This is a genomic window from Pseudomonas sp. Marseille-P9899, assembly GCF_903166565.1.
GTDB lineage: Bacteria > Pseudomonadota > Gammaproteobacteria > Pseudomonadales > Pseudomonadaceae > Aquipseudomonas > Aquipseudomonas huaxiensis.
The window spans coordinates 22,082-38,525 of record NZ_CAESCG010000004.1; the positions used below are offsets into that span (position 1 = coordinate 22,082).

Genomic DNA, 16,444 nt, shown 5'->3' on the forward strand with positions numbered 1-16,444 from the left:
AAATCCTGTGGGAGCCGGCCTTACCGGCGATGAGGCCCCAGCAACCCCGTCAAGTCAGGGTTTCATGAACGCCCGATGCATTTCTGCCAACGTCGCAAAGTGATATGCCGGCGCTTCCGCCGCCAGCTCCTCATGACTCCCAAACCCATACCCCACCGCCACCGCTTCCAGCCCGTTGCTGCGCGCACCAATCAGGTCGTGCTTGCGGTCGCCGATCATCAGGGTCTGCGCCGGATCCAGGCCTTCCTCGGCCAGCAGGTGCCCGATCAGCTCGACCTTGTTGGTCCGCGTGCCGTCCAGCTCACTGCCGTAGATCACTTTGAAATGCCGGGCAAAGTCGAAGTGCCGGGCAATCTCGCGGGCGAATACCCACGGTTTGGACGTCGCGACATATAGCGTGCGCCCCTGCCCTTGCAGCTCGCTGAGTAACTCGCCGACGCCGTCGAACACGCGGTTTTCGTACAGCCCGGTGACCTTGAAGCGCTCACGGTAGAAATTCACCGCCTCCCACGCCTTGGCCTCGTCGAAGTCATAGAACTGCATGAACGCCTGCAACAGCGGCGGGCCGATGAAGTGTTCCAGGCGGGTCAGGTCCGGTTCGTCGATGCCGAGCTTGGCCAGGGCGTACTGGATCGAGCGGGTGATGCCTTCGCGCGGATCGGTCAGGGTGCCGTCGAGGTCGAAGAGGATGTTCTGCTGGTGCATGGCGGTCTCAAAAAAAGGGCTGTGGATAAGTTCACTCGGGCTGGTCGTAGCCTTCAGCCAGGTGCTGGTCCTTGAGTCGGACGTAGTTGGCGGCGCTGTAGGGGAAGAACGCGCGTTCCTTGTCGGTCAGCGGGCGGGCCTGCTTCACCGGGCTGCCGACATAGAGGAAACCGCTTTCCAGGCGCTTGCCCGGTGGTACCAGGCTGCCCGCGCCGATGATCACTTCGTCCTCGACGATGGCGCCGTCCATGATCGTGCTGCCCATGCCTACCAGGATGCGGTTGCCGAGGGTGCAGCCGTGGAGCATGACCTTGTGGCCGATGGTCACGTCGTCGCCGATCAGCAGCGGGAAGCCGTCGGGGTTGAAGGGGCCGGCGTGGGTGATGTGCAGCACGCTGGCGTCCTGCACGCTGGTGCGCGCACCGATGCGGATGCGGTGCATGTCGCCGCGGATCACCGTCAGCGGCCAGACCGAGCTGTCATCGCCGATCTCGACGTCACCGATAACCACCGCGCTGCGGTCGACGAAGGCGCGTTCGCCCAGGCGGGGCGTGTGCTGCTGGTAGGTGCGAATGGCCATGAATAGCGTCTCTCTCTGAGGCTTATTAGCTGCGGTCGGCGCCGATTGTAATTAAGATGGGCCGGTGTTTCTTCTGCCAAGGTGTCCAACCGTGAGTGCGACCAACCCGCTTCTGCAGTCCTACGACCTGCCGCCCTTCTCGGCGATCCGCGCCGAGCACGTGCTGCCGGCGATTGAACAGATCCTGGCCGACAACCGCAACGCCATTGCCGCCCTGCTCAAGACTCAGGGCCAGAACCCGAGCTGGGCCGGACTGGTCCTGGCCATGGACGAACTCAACGACCGCCTCGGCGCGGCGTGGAGCCCCGTCAGCCACCTCAACGCCGTGTGCAACAGCGCCGAGCTGCGCGAAGCCTACGAGGCGTGCCTGCCCGCCCTGAGCGCCTACGCCACCGAGCTGGGCCAGAACCGCGAACTGTTCCAGGCCTACGAGGCATTGATTGCCAGCCCTGAAGCCGCCGGCTTCGACGTGGCGCAAAAAACCATCATCGAACACGCCCTGCGCGACTTCCGCCTGTCGGGTATCGACCTGCCCGCCGACCAGCAGCAGCGCTATGCCGAAGTGCAGAGCAAGCTGTCCGAGCTGGGCAGCCGCTTCTCCAACCAGTTGCTCGACGCCACCCAGGCCTGGACCAAGCACGTCACCGACGAAGCGGCGCTTGCCGGCCTGACCGATTCGGCCAAGGCGCAGATGGCCGCCGCTGCCCAGGCCAAGGGCCTCGACGGCTGGCTGATCAGCCTGGAATTCCCCAGCTACTACGCGGTGATGACCTACGCCACCGACCGCGCCCTGCGTGAAGAAATCTACGCCGCCTACTGCACCCGCGCCTCCGACCAGGGCCCGAATGCCGGCCAGTTCGACAACGGCCCGGTGATGCGCGAGATCCTCGATCTGCGCCAGGAACTGGCCCAACTGCTGGGCTTCGCCAACTTCGCCGAGCTGAGCCTGGCGACCAAGATGGCCGAATCCAGCGACCAGGTGCTGGGTTTCCTGCGCGACCTGGCCAAGCGCAGCAAGCCGTTCGCCGCCCAGGACCTGGCCCAGCTCAAGGCCTACGCCGCCGAGCAAGGCTGCCCGGACCTGAGCAGTTGGGACAGCGGTTTCTACGGCGAGAAGCTGCGCGAGCAGCGCTACAGCGTTTCCCAGGAAACCCTGCGCGCCTACTTCCCGATCGACAAAGTGCTGTCCGGGCTGTTTGCCATCGTCCAGCGCCTGTACGGCATCGAGATCGCCGAACTCAAGGGCTTCGACACCTGGCACCCGGACGTGCGCCTGTTCGAAATCAAAGAGAACGGCCAGCACGTCGGCCGCTTCTTCTTCGACCTCTACGCCCGCGCCAATAAACGCGGTGGTGCCTGGATGGACGGCGCCCGCGACCGTCGCCGCACGGCTGACGGCGCATTGCAGAGCCCGGTGGCCAACCTGGTGTGCAACTTCACCCCGGCCGCCCCGGGCAAGCCAGCCCTGCTGACCCACGATGAAGTGACCACCCTGTTCCACGAATTCGGTCACGGCCTGCACCACCTGCTGACCCGCATCGAGCATGCCGGCGTGTCCGGTATCAACGGCGTGGCCTGGGACGCGGTGGAGCTGCCGAGCCAGTTCATGGAGAACTGGTGCTGGGAGCCGGAAGGCCTGGCGCTGATTTCCGGTCACTACGAAAGCGGCGAGCCGCTGCCGCAGGACCTGCTGGAGAAAATGCTGGCGGCGAAGAACTTCCAGTCCGGCCTGATGATGGTCCGCCAACTGGAATTCTCGCTGTTCGACTTCGAACTGCACGCCAGCCACGGCGACGGCCGCAGCGTGCTGGAAGTGCTCGAAGGCGTGCGCGACGAGGTTTCGGTCATGCGTCCGCCTGCGTACAACCGCTTCCCCAACAGCTTCGCGCACATCTTCGCTGGCGGTTACGCCGCGGGTTACTACAGCTACAAGTGGGCTGAAGTGCTGTCCGCCGATGCCTTCTCGCGCTTCGAGGAAGAAGGCGTGCTCAACGCCGAGACCGGCCGCGCCTTCCGCGAGGCGATCCTGGCCCGCGGCGGTTCGCTGGAACCGATGCTGCTGTTCGTCGACTTCCGCGGTCGCGAGCCTTCCATCGACGCGCTGTTGCGCCACAGCGGCCTGAGCGAGGACCTGGCGGCATGAGCACGACCAAGAAACGCTTTATCGCCGGGGCGGTCTGCCCGGCGTGCAGCGAGCCGGACAAGCTGATGATGTGGAACGTGGACGGCACGCCGCACCGCGAATGCGTGGCCTGCGGTTTCTCCGACACCCTCAACGAGCAGGGCCTGTCGGTGCCGAAGGAGCTGGGAACGCGGGTCAACCAGAACGAGGCGAAAGCGCCGAAACCTGCGGTGCAGACGGTGCAGTTCTTTCCCAATCCGAAGCTGAAGAAACCGTGAACGAAAAGGCCGCTCGGGATACCCGAGCGGCCTTTTCGTTTCTCGCAACTTCTCGCTGGACGTCACATCCGCCAAAGGCTGACGTTACGAATAGCAGCCCACCCCGTTGTATTTTCACTTTCGGTGTGTTGGATGCTGAACGTGAAGGACGTGGCGTTGGCTGGAAGCTCGAATTTCTTGGTCAGCTTTTTCCATTCCCTGTTAGCAGAGGCCGGCTTGGCAATAACTTTCCAGACACCGTCCGCCGCAAACCCTACAGACCCGGTAACGGTTGCGGTGCCATCCGCAGGCTGACCTGACTCGTCGCTGATGCGATACCAGTGGCTGAAGTAATAGGTGCCCGGTATCGCCGGGAGGTCTGTTTGCTCCAATGAGTAAGCGACTCCTTCCCCCGGCTGCACCTTAAGGACACAGATGAAGCCTTGGCCGTCAGGATCCTTCATCACGGTAAACGCCGAGGGATCACCGACTTTCCAGCCCTCCAGGGTGCCTTTTGCAAAGTCGTGATTGACCAAAAGCTCCGTTTTGATATCAGTGGATTGCATGATGTCACCTGCTGGGTGGGTGTATGGCCAGAGCGGCCTCAACGAAGAGCGGGAGTACCGAGGTATGGTGCTGCCGACATTTACCGGCCACAACTGACAGAAATATCAGGTGTGGCGCTAAGGAAAATTCCCTTGTACTGTATGAATAAACAGTATCGAGGTGAACGCCATGACCGCTCCAACGCCGGTACGCGGTCGCGGGACCGCGCACAACCCGCACAACCGCTTTGCCCCCAACCGCTCGGTGATGGAGGACGATGGCTGGTATCAGGAAGTGCCGATGACCCAGGGCACCGAAGTCCGCATCGAAACCGCGAAAACCATCATCACCCGCAACAATTCCCCGGACCTGCCCTTCGACCGTTCGATCAATCCGTATCGGGGTTGTGAGCACGGTTGCATCTACTGCTACGCGAGGCCAAGCCATGCGTACTGGGACATGTCTCCCGGCCTTGATTTCGAAACCCGGCTGATCGCCAAGACCAACGCCGCCGCTGTGCTCGAACAGCAATTGTCGAAGCCGGGCTATGTCTGTGCGCCGATCAACCTGGGTTCCAATACTGACCCGTACCAGCCGATCGAGCGCGAGCACCAATTGACTCGGCGCCTGCTGGAAGTGCTGCTGCGCTACCGGCATCCGGTAACCATTGTCACCAAGGGCTCGCTGATCTTGCGTGACCTCGACCTGCTCAGCGAGCTGGCCAAGCAGCGGCTGGTGTCGGTGATGATCAGCCTCACCACCCTCGATGACGAACTCAAACGCACCCTCGAACCACGCGCCGCCGCGCCCAAGGCCCGGCTGCGGGCGATCCGGGTGATGCGCGAGGCGGGGATTCCGGTGGGGGTGTTGTGCTCGCCGATGATCCCGATGATCAACGACAGCGAAATGGAGCGTCTGCTGGAGGCCGCCAGCGAGGCCGGGGCGTTGAGTGCCGCGTACATGTTGCTGCGCCTGCCGCTGGAAGTGGCGCCGCTGTTCGAACAATGGCTGCAGGACCATCACCCGCAACGCGCCGCCCATGTGCTCAGCCTGGTGCGGCAGAGCCGGGGCGGTGAGCTGTACGACAGCCGTTTCGGCGCGCGGATGCGTGGTGAAGGGGTATTCGCGGACTTGCTGGCGCAACGCTTCGACAAAGCGCTACGGCGCTACGGGCTGGACCGACGCGGCGGTTATTCACTGGATTGCACGGCCTTCTGTCCGCCGGGCGGTCAGTTGTCATTGTTGTAAAAACAATAATGGCCATTGGCGATTGATGGTTTTTTGATACTATCGATTTCCCGGAAAAATCGCCTGCAACCCTTGTTCTAGAGCCTTCCAAATTCAGTTTCAGTTAAGTTTCGCCAAGTAGCGTAGGAATTCAGGCAGCCGAATATGTGATTTGTTGACTACATCTGTAATCCAAGTGACGTATGACTCTCTGAATTTCAACCCGGTAAACTGGACTTACCTACGAACCTGTCAAAGAGGATGAATCATGTCGAACAAGGAACCCTCTCCGACCGGCCCGGCTACTCCGGAAGCCGAGACTGCCGATGGCGCCCTGAAACATATCGTAGATGGCTTTTTGAGATTCCATCACGATGTGTTCCCTGAACAGGAAGAGCTGTTCAAAAAACTCGCCACCGCCCAAAAACCCCGAGCGATGTTCATTACCTGCGCCGACTCGCGGATCGTTCCCGAACTGATTACCCAGAGCTCGCCTGGCGACCTGTTCGTTACCCGTAACGTCGGTAACGTGGTGCCGCCTTATGGCCAGATGAACGGTGGTGTGTCGACCGCCATCGAATATGCGGTGCTGGCGCTGGGCGTCCACCACATCATCATCTGCGGCCACTCCGACTGTGGCGCCATGCGCGCGGTGTTGAACCCGCAGTCGCTGGAAAAGATGCCGACCGTCAAAGCCTGGCTGCGCCATGCTGAGGTCGCCCGCACCGTGGTCGAGGACAACTGCCAGTGCGGCACCGAGCACGAAAACATGCAGGTGCTGACCAAGGAAAACGTCATCGCCCAACTGCACCACTTGCGCACGCACCCGTCGGTGGCTTCGCGCCTGGCGGCCGGTCAGTTGTATATCCACGGCTGGATCTACGACATCGAGACCAGCGAGATCTCCGCCTACGACGCTGCCAGCGACGCCTTCCTGCCGCTCAAGCGCGGCGAGCCAATACCAAGCGCCACGCCAAAAGGCCGTTTCTAAGCCTTATCGCTTCACCCAATTCTGCTGACTGACCCACCACAGGCCGCCCCGCGCGGCCCGTGGATGGGCGTCGGCTGTCTTTGAAAACGCTTTGATGCCTTGCCGCAGCGCCGGCGGCCTTCGGCTGCCCGTGATTTGGCGCTGCGCGTGAAATGTGGCCAGAGGAACGGCCTGAAAAAGGAGAACAGGATGAACATGACGCAATTCAAAGCGGCCTTGCCGCGGGACCTGTTGGCATCGGTGGTGGTGTTTCTGGTGGCGCTGCCGCTGTGCATGGGGATCGCCATCGCGTCTGGCATGCCGCCGGCCAAGGGCCTGATCACCGGTATCGTCGGCGGGCTGCTGGTGGGTTGGCTGGCGGGTTCGCCGTTGCAGGTCAGCGGACCGGCCGCGGGTTTGGCGGTGCTGGTGTTCGAGCTGGTGCGCCAGCACGGCATGGCGATGCTCGGACCGATTTTACTGTTGGCGGGCCTGCTGCAATTGCTCGCCGGGCGTTTCCGCCTTGGCTGCTGGTTCAGGGTCACGGCGCCGGCGGTGGTCTACGGGATGCTCGCCGGTATCGGCGTGCTGATCGTGCTGTCGCAGGTGCATGTGATGTTCGACCGCTCGCCGCTGCCCTCCGGGCTGGACAACCTGCTGGGCTTTCCCGCCGTCGTCGGCGAGGCGCTGCCGCTGGAGCAGGCGGGCAACGGCTGGCAGGCCGCAGTGCTGGGCCTCGGCACCATCGCGGTGATGTGGGCTTGGGAGCGCTGGAAGCCGAATACGCTGCGCTTCGTGCCGGGCGCGCTGCTCGGGGTGAGCCTGATGACGTTGCTGAGCATCGCCCTGGCCCTGCCGGTCAACCGCGTGCAAGTGCCGGCCGACTTGAGCCAGGCGATCGACTGGCTGCGCCCCGCCGACCTCATGGCGCTGGCCGACCCGACGCTGCTGGTCGCGGCCTTCGCCCTGGCCTTTATCGCCAGCGCCGAAACCCTGCTGTCGGCGGCGGCGGTGGACCGCATGCACAGCGGCCAGCGTTCGGACTTCGACCGTGAACTCTCGGCGCAAGGGGTCGGCAACATGATCTGCGGCGTGCTGGGTGCGCTGCCGATGACCGGAGTGATTGTGCGCAGTTCGGCCAATGTTCAGGCGGGCGCGCGGACGCGGTTATCGGCGGTGTTCCATGGGGTCTGGCTGCTGGCGTTCGTGGTGTTGCTGGGCAGTGTACTGCAGCAGATTCCGGTGGCGAGTCTGGCCGGGGTGCTGGTGTTCACCGGGGTGAAGCTGGTGGACCTCAAGGCCTTCCGCGGGCTCGGCCGTTATGGGCGGATGCCGATGTTCACCTACGCGGCCACCGCCCTGGCGATCGTCTTCACCGACCTGCTGACCGGCGTGCTGCTGGGCTTCGCCCTGACCTTGCTGAAGCTGGCGCTCAAGGCGGCACGGCTGAAGATCAGTGTCAGCAGCCTGGCGCAGCCCGGGCATATGGAACTGCGCTTGAGCGGCGCCGCGACCTTCCTCAAGGTGCCGGCGCTGACCCAGGCGCTGGACGCAATTCCGCCGGGCACCACCTTGCACGTGCCGCTGGCCAACCTCACTTACATCGACCATTCCTGCCTGGAACTGCTGGAGGACTGGGGGCGGGCGAACGCGGCTAACGGGTCGACGCTGGTGATCGAGTCGCGGCGCTTGAAGCGGCGCGTCGAAGGGCGGGTGCGGACCACGGCTGGCCTGGGCACGTAGGCGAACCCTGAAAAGACCCGGCACCTGCGAATGTAAGCGCACGTTGCAGCAGGTGCCGTCACTGCCATACTATTAAGAATCAATACCATTTGCGTCACCCGCGCGCGGATCTCCCATGCCTTCCCCTGCCCAGACCCTCTACGTTCGACACTCACCCTGGCTGCTGCTGTTCCTGCGCCGTCGCCTGGGCAATGGCTGGGATGCCGCCGACCTGCTGCATGACACGTTCCTGCGGGTGTTGCGCCGGCCTGTCGAGTTCGACAGCCAGGTCGGCGAACGCTCGTACCTCGCCACCATCGCCAAGGGCCTGTGCATCGACCATTGGCGCCACGCCCAGATCGAGCGCGCCTGGCGCGAAACCCTGGCGGCGCAGCCCGAGGCGACGGTGCCTTCCGCTGAACACACGGCGTTGGTGATCGAAACCCTGTTCGAAGTCGACGCGATGCTGTCGCGCCTGCCGGCCAAGGTGCGCGAGACGTTTCTCATGGCGCAGGTCGAAGGCGTGACCTACGCGGTGATCGCCGAGCGCCTGGAGGTCAGCGAGCGCATGGTCAAGAAGTACATGGCGCAGGCGTTCCTGCATTGCGCCGTGCTTGAAGCCGAACTCGACGGTTTGCTGGTGGAGTGACGCGATGAGAGCCGCCCAGGAAAAACTCAGCCATGCCACCCTCGAACACGCTGCCCAGTGGTACGTGCGGCTGCAGGAAGAAGGCGACCAGACCAGCGTGCGCGAGCAATGGCAATGCTGGTTCGACCAGCATGTCGAACACCAGGCCGCCTGGCGCTACATGGAACGGGTGGGCGAACGCTTCGCCCCGCTGCGGGCGGAAGGCGAGCGCGCCGGCCGCCTGCTGCGCGAGCGTGGGCCGGCCCGTCTGGGGCGGCGCCAGACGGTGAAGTCGCTGTTGGTGCTGGCGGTCGGCTCGATGGCCGGCTTCGGCGGTTGGCAGACGGCGTCGCGCAATGGCTGGACCGCCGATCTGCACACCGGCACCGGTGAGAACCGCGAGGTCGCGCTGGCCGATGGCAGCACCCTGTGGCTGGGTGCGCGCACCGCCGTCGACACCCGTTTCGATGCGCGACAGCGCCTGCTCGACCTGCGTTTTGGCGAAGTTCTGTTGCAGTCTTCGGTGCAGGATCGCCGGCCTTTGCTGTTGCAAACCGGGGCCGGCATGCTGCAAATGGCGGCGACGCCGATTCGCGTGGCGGTTCGCTATGCGCAGGGCACTGCGCGGCTCAACGTCTATCAGGGGCAGGTGGAAATCTTCACCCGCACCGGCACTCGCGCCTTGATCGAGGCCGGCCAGCGTGTCGATTTCAGCGCCCTCGCCGTGTCGCCCCCGGCACCGGCGCAGAAGGCGGGCGAATCCTGGTTGCAGGACCGGCTGACCGCCGACGCCATGCCCCTCGAAGAACTGATCGATGCGCTGGGCCGCTACCGTCCCGGCCACCTCGGCCTGCACCCGGACCTCGCCCGGCTGGCGGTGATGGGCACCTTCCCCCTCGACGACACGGATCACGCCCTGCGCCTGCTCGAAGCCGCGTTGCCGGTGCGGATCAAGAGGATGACCGACTGGTGGGTGACGGTCGAACCGGCCTGAATATTTTTTTCAGCGGCCGGTTCCCCTTTGCGTTCGTCGCCCGGTTCAACAGCAGAACCCTCCCATTTACCGCATGAACACCACAGGGACTGCCATGTCGTCGCCCCGCTCCTGCGTGTTGGCACTCGTGCCGATGACCATCCTCAGCTTCGCCCCGCTCGCCCTTCTGCCCGCCGCTGTCCAGGCCGCGCAGGCCAGCGCCCGGCTCCAGACCTTCCACGTTGCGGCAGGTAGCCTGAGCACGGTGCTCAATGACTTCAGCAGCCAGGCCGGCATTTACCTGGCCGGCAGCGACAGCCTCGCGACCGGCAAGCGCAGCGCCGGGCTGGACGGGGAATACAGCGTTGAACAGGCACTGCAGGTGTTGCTGGCCGGCAGCGGCCTGGTTGCCGTGCCGCAGGGCGCCAGCGGTTATGTGCTGCAACCCGCCGCCGAGACCGGCGCGGTGCAACTGGACGCGACGTCGATCAACGGCCAGGGCCTGGCCAGCCGCTACGGCCAGGAAGACAAAGGCTATCGCGCCACCCATTCGGCGACAGCGAGCAAGACCAGCACTGCGCTGGCCGACACGCCGCGTTCGGTGTCGGTGGTCACCCGCCAGCGCATGGACGATCAGAAATCCCAGAGCCTGACCGAAGTGCTGGGCTACGTTCCCGGCATCTTCGCCCCGCCCTTTGCGGCCGGTGATGGCCAGGCGGGCGATCTGTTCTTCATTCGCGGCTTCAACGCCACCGACTACGGCTACGGGCTGTTGCGCGATGGCCTGCGGGTGCAGGGCAACCGCTACGACACCAGCAGCGAGCCGTACGGCGTGGAGCGGGTCGAAGTGTTCCGTGGCCCGACCTCGATCCTGTACGGCGAGAACGCCCCCGGCGGCGTGGTCAACCTGGTGAGCAAGCGCCCGACGGCCCAGTCGCGTGGTGAAGTCCAGCTCAGCTATGGCTCCAACGAGCGCCGCCAACTGGGCATCGACGTGTCCGGCCCGCTGGCGGACAACCCCAACGTGCTCGGGCGGTTGGTGGTGCTGGGGCGCAAGTCCGGCACCCAGGTCGACCATCAGCCGGACGACCGCCTGTACGTCGCGCCGTCGCTCACGCTGAACTTCGACGAACACAATGACCTGACGCTGCTGGCGTCCTACCAGCGCGATCGCACCCTGATGGAGCTGGGCTACCCGGCCGCCGGCACTCTGCTGAACAACCCCAACGGCAAGATCAGCAAGCACGCGCTGCTGGGCAATGCGGGCTGGGACAACTTCGAGCGGGAAACCTGGACCCTCGGTTACGAGTTCCATCACCAGTTCAACGATGACTGGCAATACCGGCAGAACTCGCGCTACATGCAGTCGCGCATCGACCGCCAGGAAATCTGGCCGGGCAGCCTGAACAACGGCGGCTTTGGCACCACGGTCGCCAACACCGCCTACGACCGCTACAACAAGTCGATCGCCTATTCGCTGGACAACCAGGTCGAAGGCCGCTTCAACCTGGGCGAGGTGGAAAACACCCTGCTGGTCGGCGCCAGCCTCGACCGCACGTCGTTCAACCAGGACTGGAACGCCGGCTTCGGCGGCATGGTCAACGTGTTCAATCCGGTCTACAGCGGTAATCCGGTCACCTCGACGCGGGTGCAGGACGCCTTGCTCGAACAAACCATGTACGGCGTCTACAGTCAGATCCAGTCACGCCTCGACAACTGGGTGCTGCTGCTCGGCGGGCGCTATGACCGGGTCAACAGCGAGTACCGCAACCGCCGCGGCACCCTCAACGCGCCGGCCGACCTCGACTACTGGGATGGCCAGTTCACCTGGCAGACCGGCTTGATGTACCAGTTCGACAACGGGGTCTCGCCGTACGTGAGCTATTCCACGGCGTACAACCCGATCCAGCAGGTATCGAGCGCTTCGGGCCCGCTGGACCCGACGTTGAGCGAGCAATACGAAGCCGGTGTGAAGTACGAGCCCAAGGGTTGGAACACGCTGATCAGCGCGTCGGTGTATGACCTGCGCAAGAAGGATGATTCGCTGTACGACAGCGCCACCGGCGACTACCGCAACATTGGCCGCAGCCGCGCCAAGGGCGTGGAGCTGGAGCTGAACAGCGACATCAGCGAAAACATCAACGTGACGGCGGCTTACACCTACACCGATTCGCGGATTACCAAGGACGTGGCGGGTTCGCTGCTTGAAGGCCATCAGGGCACCGGCGTTCCGCGCAATCAGGCGTCGGTGTGGAGCACCTATCGCTTCCTCGACGGCCAGCTCAAGGGCCTGCGTGTCGGCGCCGGTGTCCGTCATTTCGACAGCACCCTCGCGTACACCAGCCCGTCGCTGTACGGCAAGCTGGATACGGGTGACGTGACCCTGGTGGATGCCACCATCGGCTATCAGGTGAATGCGCACTGGTCGGCCGAGGTCAACGCGCGCAACCTGTTCGACCAGGAATATGTGGCGGGCTGCAACAACGCCGGGCGTTGCTACTGGGGTGAAGAGCGGACGGTGTTGGGGACGGTGAGTTACAACTGGTAAGGCATACGGGTTGGGTCGGACAGGAAGCGTATTCTTGCTGGCCCTATCGCTGCATGGGGATCTACATATCTCGACGGCAAGCCTAGAGCGTCAGGTCACCGCGAACGGTGGGAGCGGATTCACCGGACGCCGGACCGCCGCGAAGGGCCGCAGAGCGGCCCCAAAACCATCCAGCACGAGATGGCTGTCTATCTCCGGCATTTCTTTCCACCGTCAGGATGCCTGAATGTGAAATTCAAGCCAGGCAGAAACAGCTTGCTGGATGGATTTAGGGCCGCTCCGCGGCCCTTCGCGGATGAATCCGCTCCCACCGGATCGCAAGTGGCTGACAGTTTGCGATTGTCTGCGAAAGGTTTAGATACCCAAGCCGCGATAGAACCACCAAGTAAATATCAGGCTGTTTGCTGCTGACCCAACTCCAGCCCAACCCCCAACTGCCGCGACAGGCACGGCCAGCGTTTCCACGCGGCGCCCGTCTCCGGGCTGCTCAGCGTTTCGCGGTACGCCTCCACCGACTCCAGCGCGAAGCTTTCGTCGTTGAGCATGTTGTCCAGCGAGTGATGCGCCACTTCATCGAGCTGGTTGGCGAATTCTTCGCCGATCAGCTGGTGGGCGATCAGGTTGGCCACGGTGGTATCCAGCGGAATCAACGGCTGCTGGAAATGCTTGATGTACAGGTCGTTGACCTCTTCCACCAGGCGATGCGCCAGATACGCTTCGTCCAGCAGGCAATCCAGGCCGACCTGGCCATTCACGATCTGTGGCGGGGTGATGAAATATTCCTCGGCGATTTTCAGCACCGGTTTGATCTGCGATTCGATACCCGCTTCGCGGGCGACATCGTTAGCGGCTTCCAGCAGCTCCGGGGCCTGATCGATATAGGCAGCAACGAAACGGTTCAACGCACCCTGCGCGTCCTGCTCGGGTAACTGAATCAAGGGATGCAGATGGGGTAACTGGCGCTCAAGCCGTTCCTTCAACTGGCCGGTTTCGGCTTCGTGACGGTGGGCTTGGGCGATCTGCTCGCGCAAAGCGGCAATCTTCATGACAACTCCAAGGACAAGCGGTGACGTACGGAAGACACTAAATTAGTCTTATTTTGTTATCGCCTAAGATCCATTTCTCATAACCCTCATGCCCTTTAGCAGTATGGGGTTATATCAAGATGCCATCATTCATGTAAGCCAATGTCCTACAAGGATTTTCGGCAATGACTGATTGGTCAGCAGCGCTTTTCCGTCGCGTCATTGCGCGGTCGGGACCCCTGTCTATACTCCGCTGTGAAAGTGATTTGGCTGATGAGGCCCGCCTGTTGTGCAGCGGGGGGCCGTCGTCAAAGTCCGCAGTCTTGACGCCGTGCCCCCTGCCGTAGGTCCCGCCTCCGGGATAACAAGAACGATAAGGGGAACCCGCAATGATGCGACATCCACATGTCTGGATGGGCCTCCTGCTGTGGTCGCTAATCACGCCAGCGCATGCCGCCTGGACCGTGAACATGGCGCCGGGGGCGACCGAAGTCAGCAATGCCGTGTTCGACCTGCACATGACCATCTTCTGGATCTGCGTGGTGATCGGCCTCGTGGTATTCGGCGCGATGTTCTGGTCGATGATTGTCCACCGCCGCTCCACCGGCCAGCAGCCGGCGCATTTCCACGAACACACCTGGGTGGAAATCCTCTGGACCGTGGTGCCCTTCCTGATCCTGGTGGTCATGGCCATTCCGGCGACCAAGACCCTGATCGACATCTACGACGCCAGCGAATCGGACGTGGATATCCAGGTCACCGGCTACCAGTGGAAATGGCACTACAAATACCTGGGCCAGGACGTCGAGTTCTTCAGCAACCTGGCGACTCCTGCGGACCAGATCCACAACAAGGCGCCGAAGGACGAACACTACCTTCTTGAAGTCGACCAGCCGCTGGTGCTGCCGGTGGGCGCGAAAGTGCGCTTCCTGGTCACCGCTGCCGACGTTATCCACTCCTGGTGGGTGCCGGCCTTCGCGGTCAAGCGCGACGCCATCCCAGGCTTCGTCAACGAAGCCTGGACCCGCGTCGAGAAGCCCGGCATCTACCGCGGCCAGTGCACCGAGCTGTGTGGCAAGGACCACGGCTTCATGCCGGTGGTGGTCGAGGTCAAGTCGAAAGAGGACTACGACACCTGGCTCGGCGAACGCAAGGCCGAGGCGGCCAAGCTCAAGGAACTGACCAGCAAGGAATGGACGCTGCAAGAGCTGGTCGAGCGCGGCGACAAGGTCTACCACACCACCTGCGTGGCCTGTCACCAGGCCGAAGGCCAGGGCCTGCCGCCGATGTTCCCGGCGCTCAAAGGCTCGAAGATCGCCACCGGACCGAAGGAAGACCACCTCAATCTGGTGTTCCACGGCAAGCCCGGCACCGCGATGGCGGCGTTCGGCAAGCAACTCTCGGAAGTCGATCTGGCCGCCGTCGTCACCTACGAACGCAACGCCTGGGGCAACAACAAGGGCGACATGGTCACGCCGAAAGACGTGCTGGCGATCAAACAGGCGGAAAGCAAATGAGCCGGTTTTCAGGAGACAGGACATGAGCACAGTGATCGACGACCACGGTCATGCCGGGCATGACCACGCCCACGGCCCGGCCAAGGGCCTGATGCGCTGGGTGCTGACGACCAACCATAAAGACATCGGCTCGATGTACCTGTGGTTCGCTTTCTGCGCCTTCCTGCTGGGCGGCTCCTTCGCCATGGTGATCCGCGCCGAGCTGTTCCAGCCCGGTCTGCAGATCGTCCAGCCGGAATTCTTCAACCAGATGACCACCATGCACGGCCTGGTCATGGTCTTCGGCGCGGTGATGCCGGCCTTCGTCGGCCTGGCCAACTGGATGATCCCGCTGATGATCGGCGCGCCGGACATGGCCCTGCCGCGGATGAACAACTTCAGCTTCTGGCTGTTGCCGGCGGCCTTCCTGCTGCTGGTGTCCACGCTGTTCATGCCCGGCGGCGGGCCGAACTTCGGCTGGACCTTCTACGCGCCGCTCTCGACCACCTACGCGCCGGAAAGCGTGACCTTCTTTATCTTCGCCATTCACCTCATGGGCATCAGTTCGATCATGGGCGCGATCAACGTCATCGCCACCATCCTCAACCTGCGCGCCCCCGGCATGACCCTGATGAAGATGCCGCTGTTCGTCTGGACCTGGCTGATCACCGCCTTCCTGCTGATCGCGGTGATGCCGGTGCTGGCGGGCGTGGTGACCATGATGCTGATGGACATCCATTTCGGTACCAGCTTCTTCAGTGCTGCTGGCGGTGGCGACCCGGTGCTGTTCCAGCACGTGTTCTGGTTCTTTGGGCACCCCGAGGTGTACATCATGATCCTGCCGGCATTCGGCGCGGTCAGTTCGATCATCCCGGCGTTCTCGCGCAAGCCGCTGTTCGGCTACACCTCGATGGTCTACGCCACCGGCGCGATCGCCTTCCTGTCGTTCATCGTCTGGGCGCACCACATGTTCGTGGTCGGCATTCCGGTGGTGGGCGAGCTGTTCTTCATGTACGCGACCATGCTGATCGCCGTGCCCACCGGGGTGAAGGTGTTCAACTGGGTCAGCACCATGTGGGAAGGCTCGCTGACCTTCGAGACGCCGATGCTGTTCGCCATCGCCTTCGTCATCCTGTTCACCATCGGCGGGTTCTCCGGGCTGATGCTGGCTATCGCCCCGGCGGACTTCCAGTACCACGACACCTACTTCGTGGTGGCGCATTTCCACTACGTGCTGGTGCCGGGGGCGATCTTCGGGATCTTCGCCTCGGCCTACTACTGGCTGCCGAAATGGACCGGGCACATGTACGACGAAACCCTCGGCAAGCTGCATTTCTGGCTGTCGTTCATCGGCATGAACCTGGCCTTCTTCCCGATGCACTTCGTCGGCCTGGCCGGCATGCCGCGGCGGATTCCGGACTACAACCTGCAGTTCGCCGACTTCAACATGATCTCGTCGATCGGTGCCTTCACCTTCGGCGCCACGCAGATCTTCTTCTTGTTCATCGTCATCAAGTGCATCCGTGGCGGTGAGCCGGCGCCGGCCAAGCCGTGGGATGGCGCCGAAGGACTGGAGTGGACGATTCCCTCGCCGGCGCCGTACCACACCTTCCAGACGCCACCGGAAGTGAAGTGAAAGGAGAAT

14 protein-coding genes are annotated in these 16,444 nt (G+C 63.2%); 10 read left to right on the forward strand and 4 right to left on the reverse strand.

Annotated features, from left to right (window positions below):
* Nucleotides 1-54: 54 nt before the first annotated feature.
* Together HWV67_RS19935 and HWV67_RS19940 are read right to left on the reverse strand one after the other, a co-directional pair.
* Nucleotides 55-705, reverse strand: coding sequence for an HAD family hydrolase (locus tag HWV67_RS19935; RefSeq protein WP_095159077.1), 651 nt, complete (start codon nt 703-705; stop codon nt 55-57).
* Between the two features lie 31 nt (nt 706-736).
* Nucleotides 737-1,285, reverse strand: coding sequence for a gamma carbonic anhydrase family protein (locus HWV67_RS19940; protein ID WP_110969890.1), 549 nt, complete (start codon nt 1,283-1,285; stop codon nt 737-739).
* Between the two features lie 91 nt (nt 1,286-1,376).
* Between HWV67_RS19940 and prlC the strand changes: the two genes are divergently transcribed.
* Both prlC and HWV67_RS19950 read left to right on the forward strand, forming a co-directional pair.
* Nucleotides 1,377-3,428: an oligopeptidase A gene (prlC, locus tag HWV67_RS19945; RefSeq protein ID WP_175652503.1), complete on the forward strand. Its 2,052-nt coding sequence runs from the start codon at nt 1,377-1,379 to the stop codon at nt 3,426-3,428.
* Nucleotides 3,425-3,685: a YheV family putative zinc ribbon protein gene (locus HWV67_RS19950; protein ID WP_175652504.1), complete on the forward strand. Its 261-nt coding sequence runs from the start codon at nt 3,425-3,427 to the stop codon at nt 3,683-3,685. The genes prlC and HWV67_RS19950 overlap by 4 nt, the downstream gene beginning before the upstream one ends.
* 62 nt (nt 3,686-3,747) lie before the next feature.
* Here the strand turns inward: HWV67_RS19950 and HWV67_RS19955 are convergent, their stop codons facing one another.
* The gene (locus HWV67_RS19955; protein WP_175652505.1) at nt 3,748-4,230 is read right to left on the reverse strand and encodes a carbohydrate binding domain-containing protein; all 483 of its coding nucleotides are present in this window, start codon (nt 4,228-4,230) and stop codon (nt 3,748-3,750) included.
* Between the two features lie 169 nt (nt 4,231-4,399).
* On the opposite strand from HWV67_RS19955, the gene HWV67_RS19960 reads away from it, so the two are divergent.
* The 6 genes from HWV67_RS19960 (at nt 4,400) to HWV67_RS19985 (ending at nt 12,278) form a co-directional block, all read left to right on the forward strand.
* Nucleotides 4,400-5,458, forward strand: coding sequence for a PA0069 family radical SAM protein (locus HWV67_RS19960; protein ID WP_175652506.1), 1,059 nt, complete (start codon nt 4,400-4,402; stop codon nt 5,456-5,458).
* Between the two features lie 247 nt (nt 5,459-5,705).
* Nucleotides 5,706-6,428 (forward strand): carbonic anhydrase, encoded by a 723-nt coding sequence (locus HWV67_RS19965; protein ID WP_175652507.1) that lies wholly within the window; start codon nt 5,706-5,708, stop codon nt 6,426-6,428.
* A gap of 189 nt (nt 6,429-6,617) precedes the next feature.
* The gene (locus HWV67_RS19970) at nt 6,618-8,150 is read left to right on the forward strand and encodes a SulP family inorganic anion transporter (RefSeq protein WP_175652508.1); all 1,533 of its coding nucleotides are present in this window, start codon (nt 6,618-6,620) and stop codon (nt 8,148-8,150) included.
* Between the two features lie 115 nt (nt 8,151-8,265).
* Entirely contained in the window at nt 8,266-8,778 is a 513-nt protein-coding gene (locus tag HWV67_RS19975) for a sigma-70 family RNA polymerase sigma factor (protein ID WP_175652509.1), read from the forward strand.
* Nucleotides 8,779-8,782: 4 nt separating this feature from the next.
* Nucleotides 8,783-9,751, forward strand: coding sequence for a FecR domain-containing protein (locus tag HWV67_RS19980; RefSeq protein WP_175652510.1), 969 nt, complete (start codon nt 8,783-8,785; stop codon nt 9,749-9,751).
* Between the two features lie 133 nt (nt 9,752-9,884).
* Complete coding sequence (locus tag HWV67_RS19985; protein ID WP_175652820.1) at nt 9,885-12,278, forward strand: TonB-dependent siderophore receptor; 2,394 nt, start codon at nt 9,885-9,887, stop codon at nt 12,276-12,278.
* Nucleotides 12,279-12,670: 392 nt separating this feature from the next.
* Here the strand turns inward: HWV67_RS19985 and HWV67_RS19990 are convergent, their stop codons facing one another.
* Nucleotides 12,671-13,324, reverse strand: coding sequence for a hypothetical protein (locus HWV67_RS19990; protein WP_175652511.1), 654 nt, complete (start codon nt 13,322-13,324; stop codon nt 12,671-12,673).
* Between the two features lie 368 nt (nt 13,325-13,692).
* Between HWV67_RS19990 and coxB the strand changes: the two genes are divergently transcribed.
* A complete protein-coding gene (gene coxB / locus HWV67_RS19995; RefSeq protein WP_175652512.1) occupies nt 13,693-14,820 on the forward strand; it encodes a cytochrome c oxidase subunit II in 1,128 nt (375 codons plus the stop codon).
* Between the two features lie 22 nt (nt 14,821-14,842).
* Nucleotides 14,843-16,435 carry a cytochrome c oxidase subunit I gene (gene ctaD / locus HWV67_RS20000; RefSeq protein WP_175652513.1) on the forward strand — a complete coding sequence of 531 codons (1,593 nt, stop codon included), beginning with the start codon at nt 14,843-14,845 and terminating at the stop codon, nt 16,433-16,435.
* Nucleotides 16,436-16,444 lie beyond the last annotated feature (9 nt).

Coding starts and splice junctions, on each gene's coding strand:
- HWV67_RS19935 (WP_095159077.1), bottom strand. CDS start 705: ATGCACCAGCAGAACATCCTCTTCGACCTCGACGGCACCCTGACCGAT.
- HWV67_RS19940 (WP_110969890.1), bottom strand. CDS start 1,285: ATGGCCATTCGCACCTACCAGCAGCACACGCCCCGCCTGGGCGAACGC.
- HWV67_RS19950 (WP_175652504.1), top strand. CDS start 3,425: ATGAGCACGACCAAGAAACGCTTTATCGCCGGGGCGGTCTGCCCGGCG.
- HWV67_RS19955 (WP_175652505.1), bottom strand. CDS start 4,230: ATGCAATCCACTGATATCAAAACGGAGCTTTTGGTCAATCACGACTTT.
- HWV67_RS19960 (WP_175652506.1), top strand. CDS start 4,400: ATGACCGCTCCAACGCCGGTACGCGGTCGCGGGACCGCGCACAACCCG.
- HWV67_RS19965 (WP_175652507.1), top strand. CDS start 5,706: ATGTCGAACAAGGAACCCTCTCCGACCGGCCCGGCTACTCCGGAAGCC.
- HWV67_RS19970 (WP_175652508.1), top strand. CDS start 6,618: ATGAACATGACGCAATTCAAAGCGGCCTTGCCGCGGGACCTGTTGGCA.
- HWV67_RS19975 (WP_175652509.1), top strand. CDS start 8,266: ATGCCTTCCCCTGCCCAGACCCTCTACGTTCGACACTCACCCTGGCTG.
- HWV67_RS19980 (WP_175652510.1), top strand. CDS start 8,783: ATGAGAGCCGCCCAGGAAAAACTCAGCCATGCCACCCTCGAACACGCT.
- HWV67_RS19985 (WP_175652820.1), top strand. CDS start 9,885: ATGACCATCCTCAGCTTCGCCCCGCTCGCCCTTCTGCCCGCCGCTGTC.
- HWV67_RS19990 (WP_175652511.1), bottom strand. CDS start 13,324: ATGAAGATTGCCGCTTTGCGCGAGCAGATCGCCCAAGCCCACCGTCAC.
- coxB (WP_175652512.1), top strand. CDS start 13,693: ATGATGCGACATCCACATGTCTGGATGGGCCTCCTGCTGTGGTCGCTA.
- ctaD (WP_175652513.1), top strand. CDS start 14,843: ATGAGCACAGTGATCGACGACCACGGTCATGCCGGGCATGACCACGCC.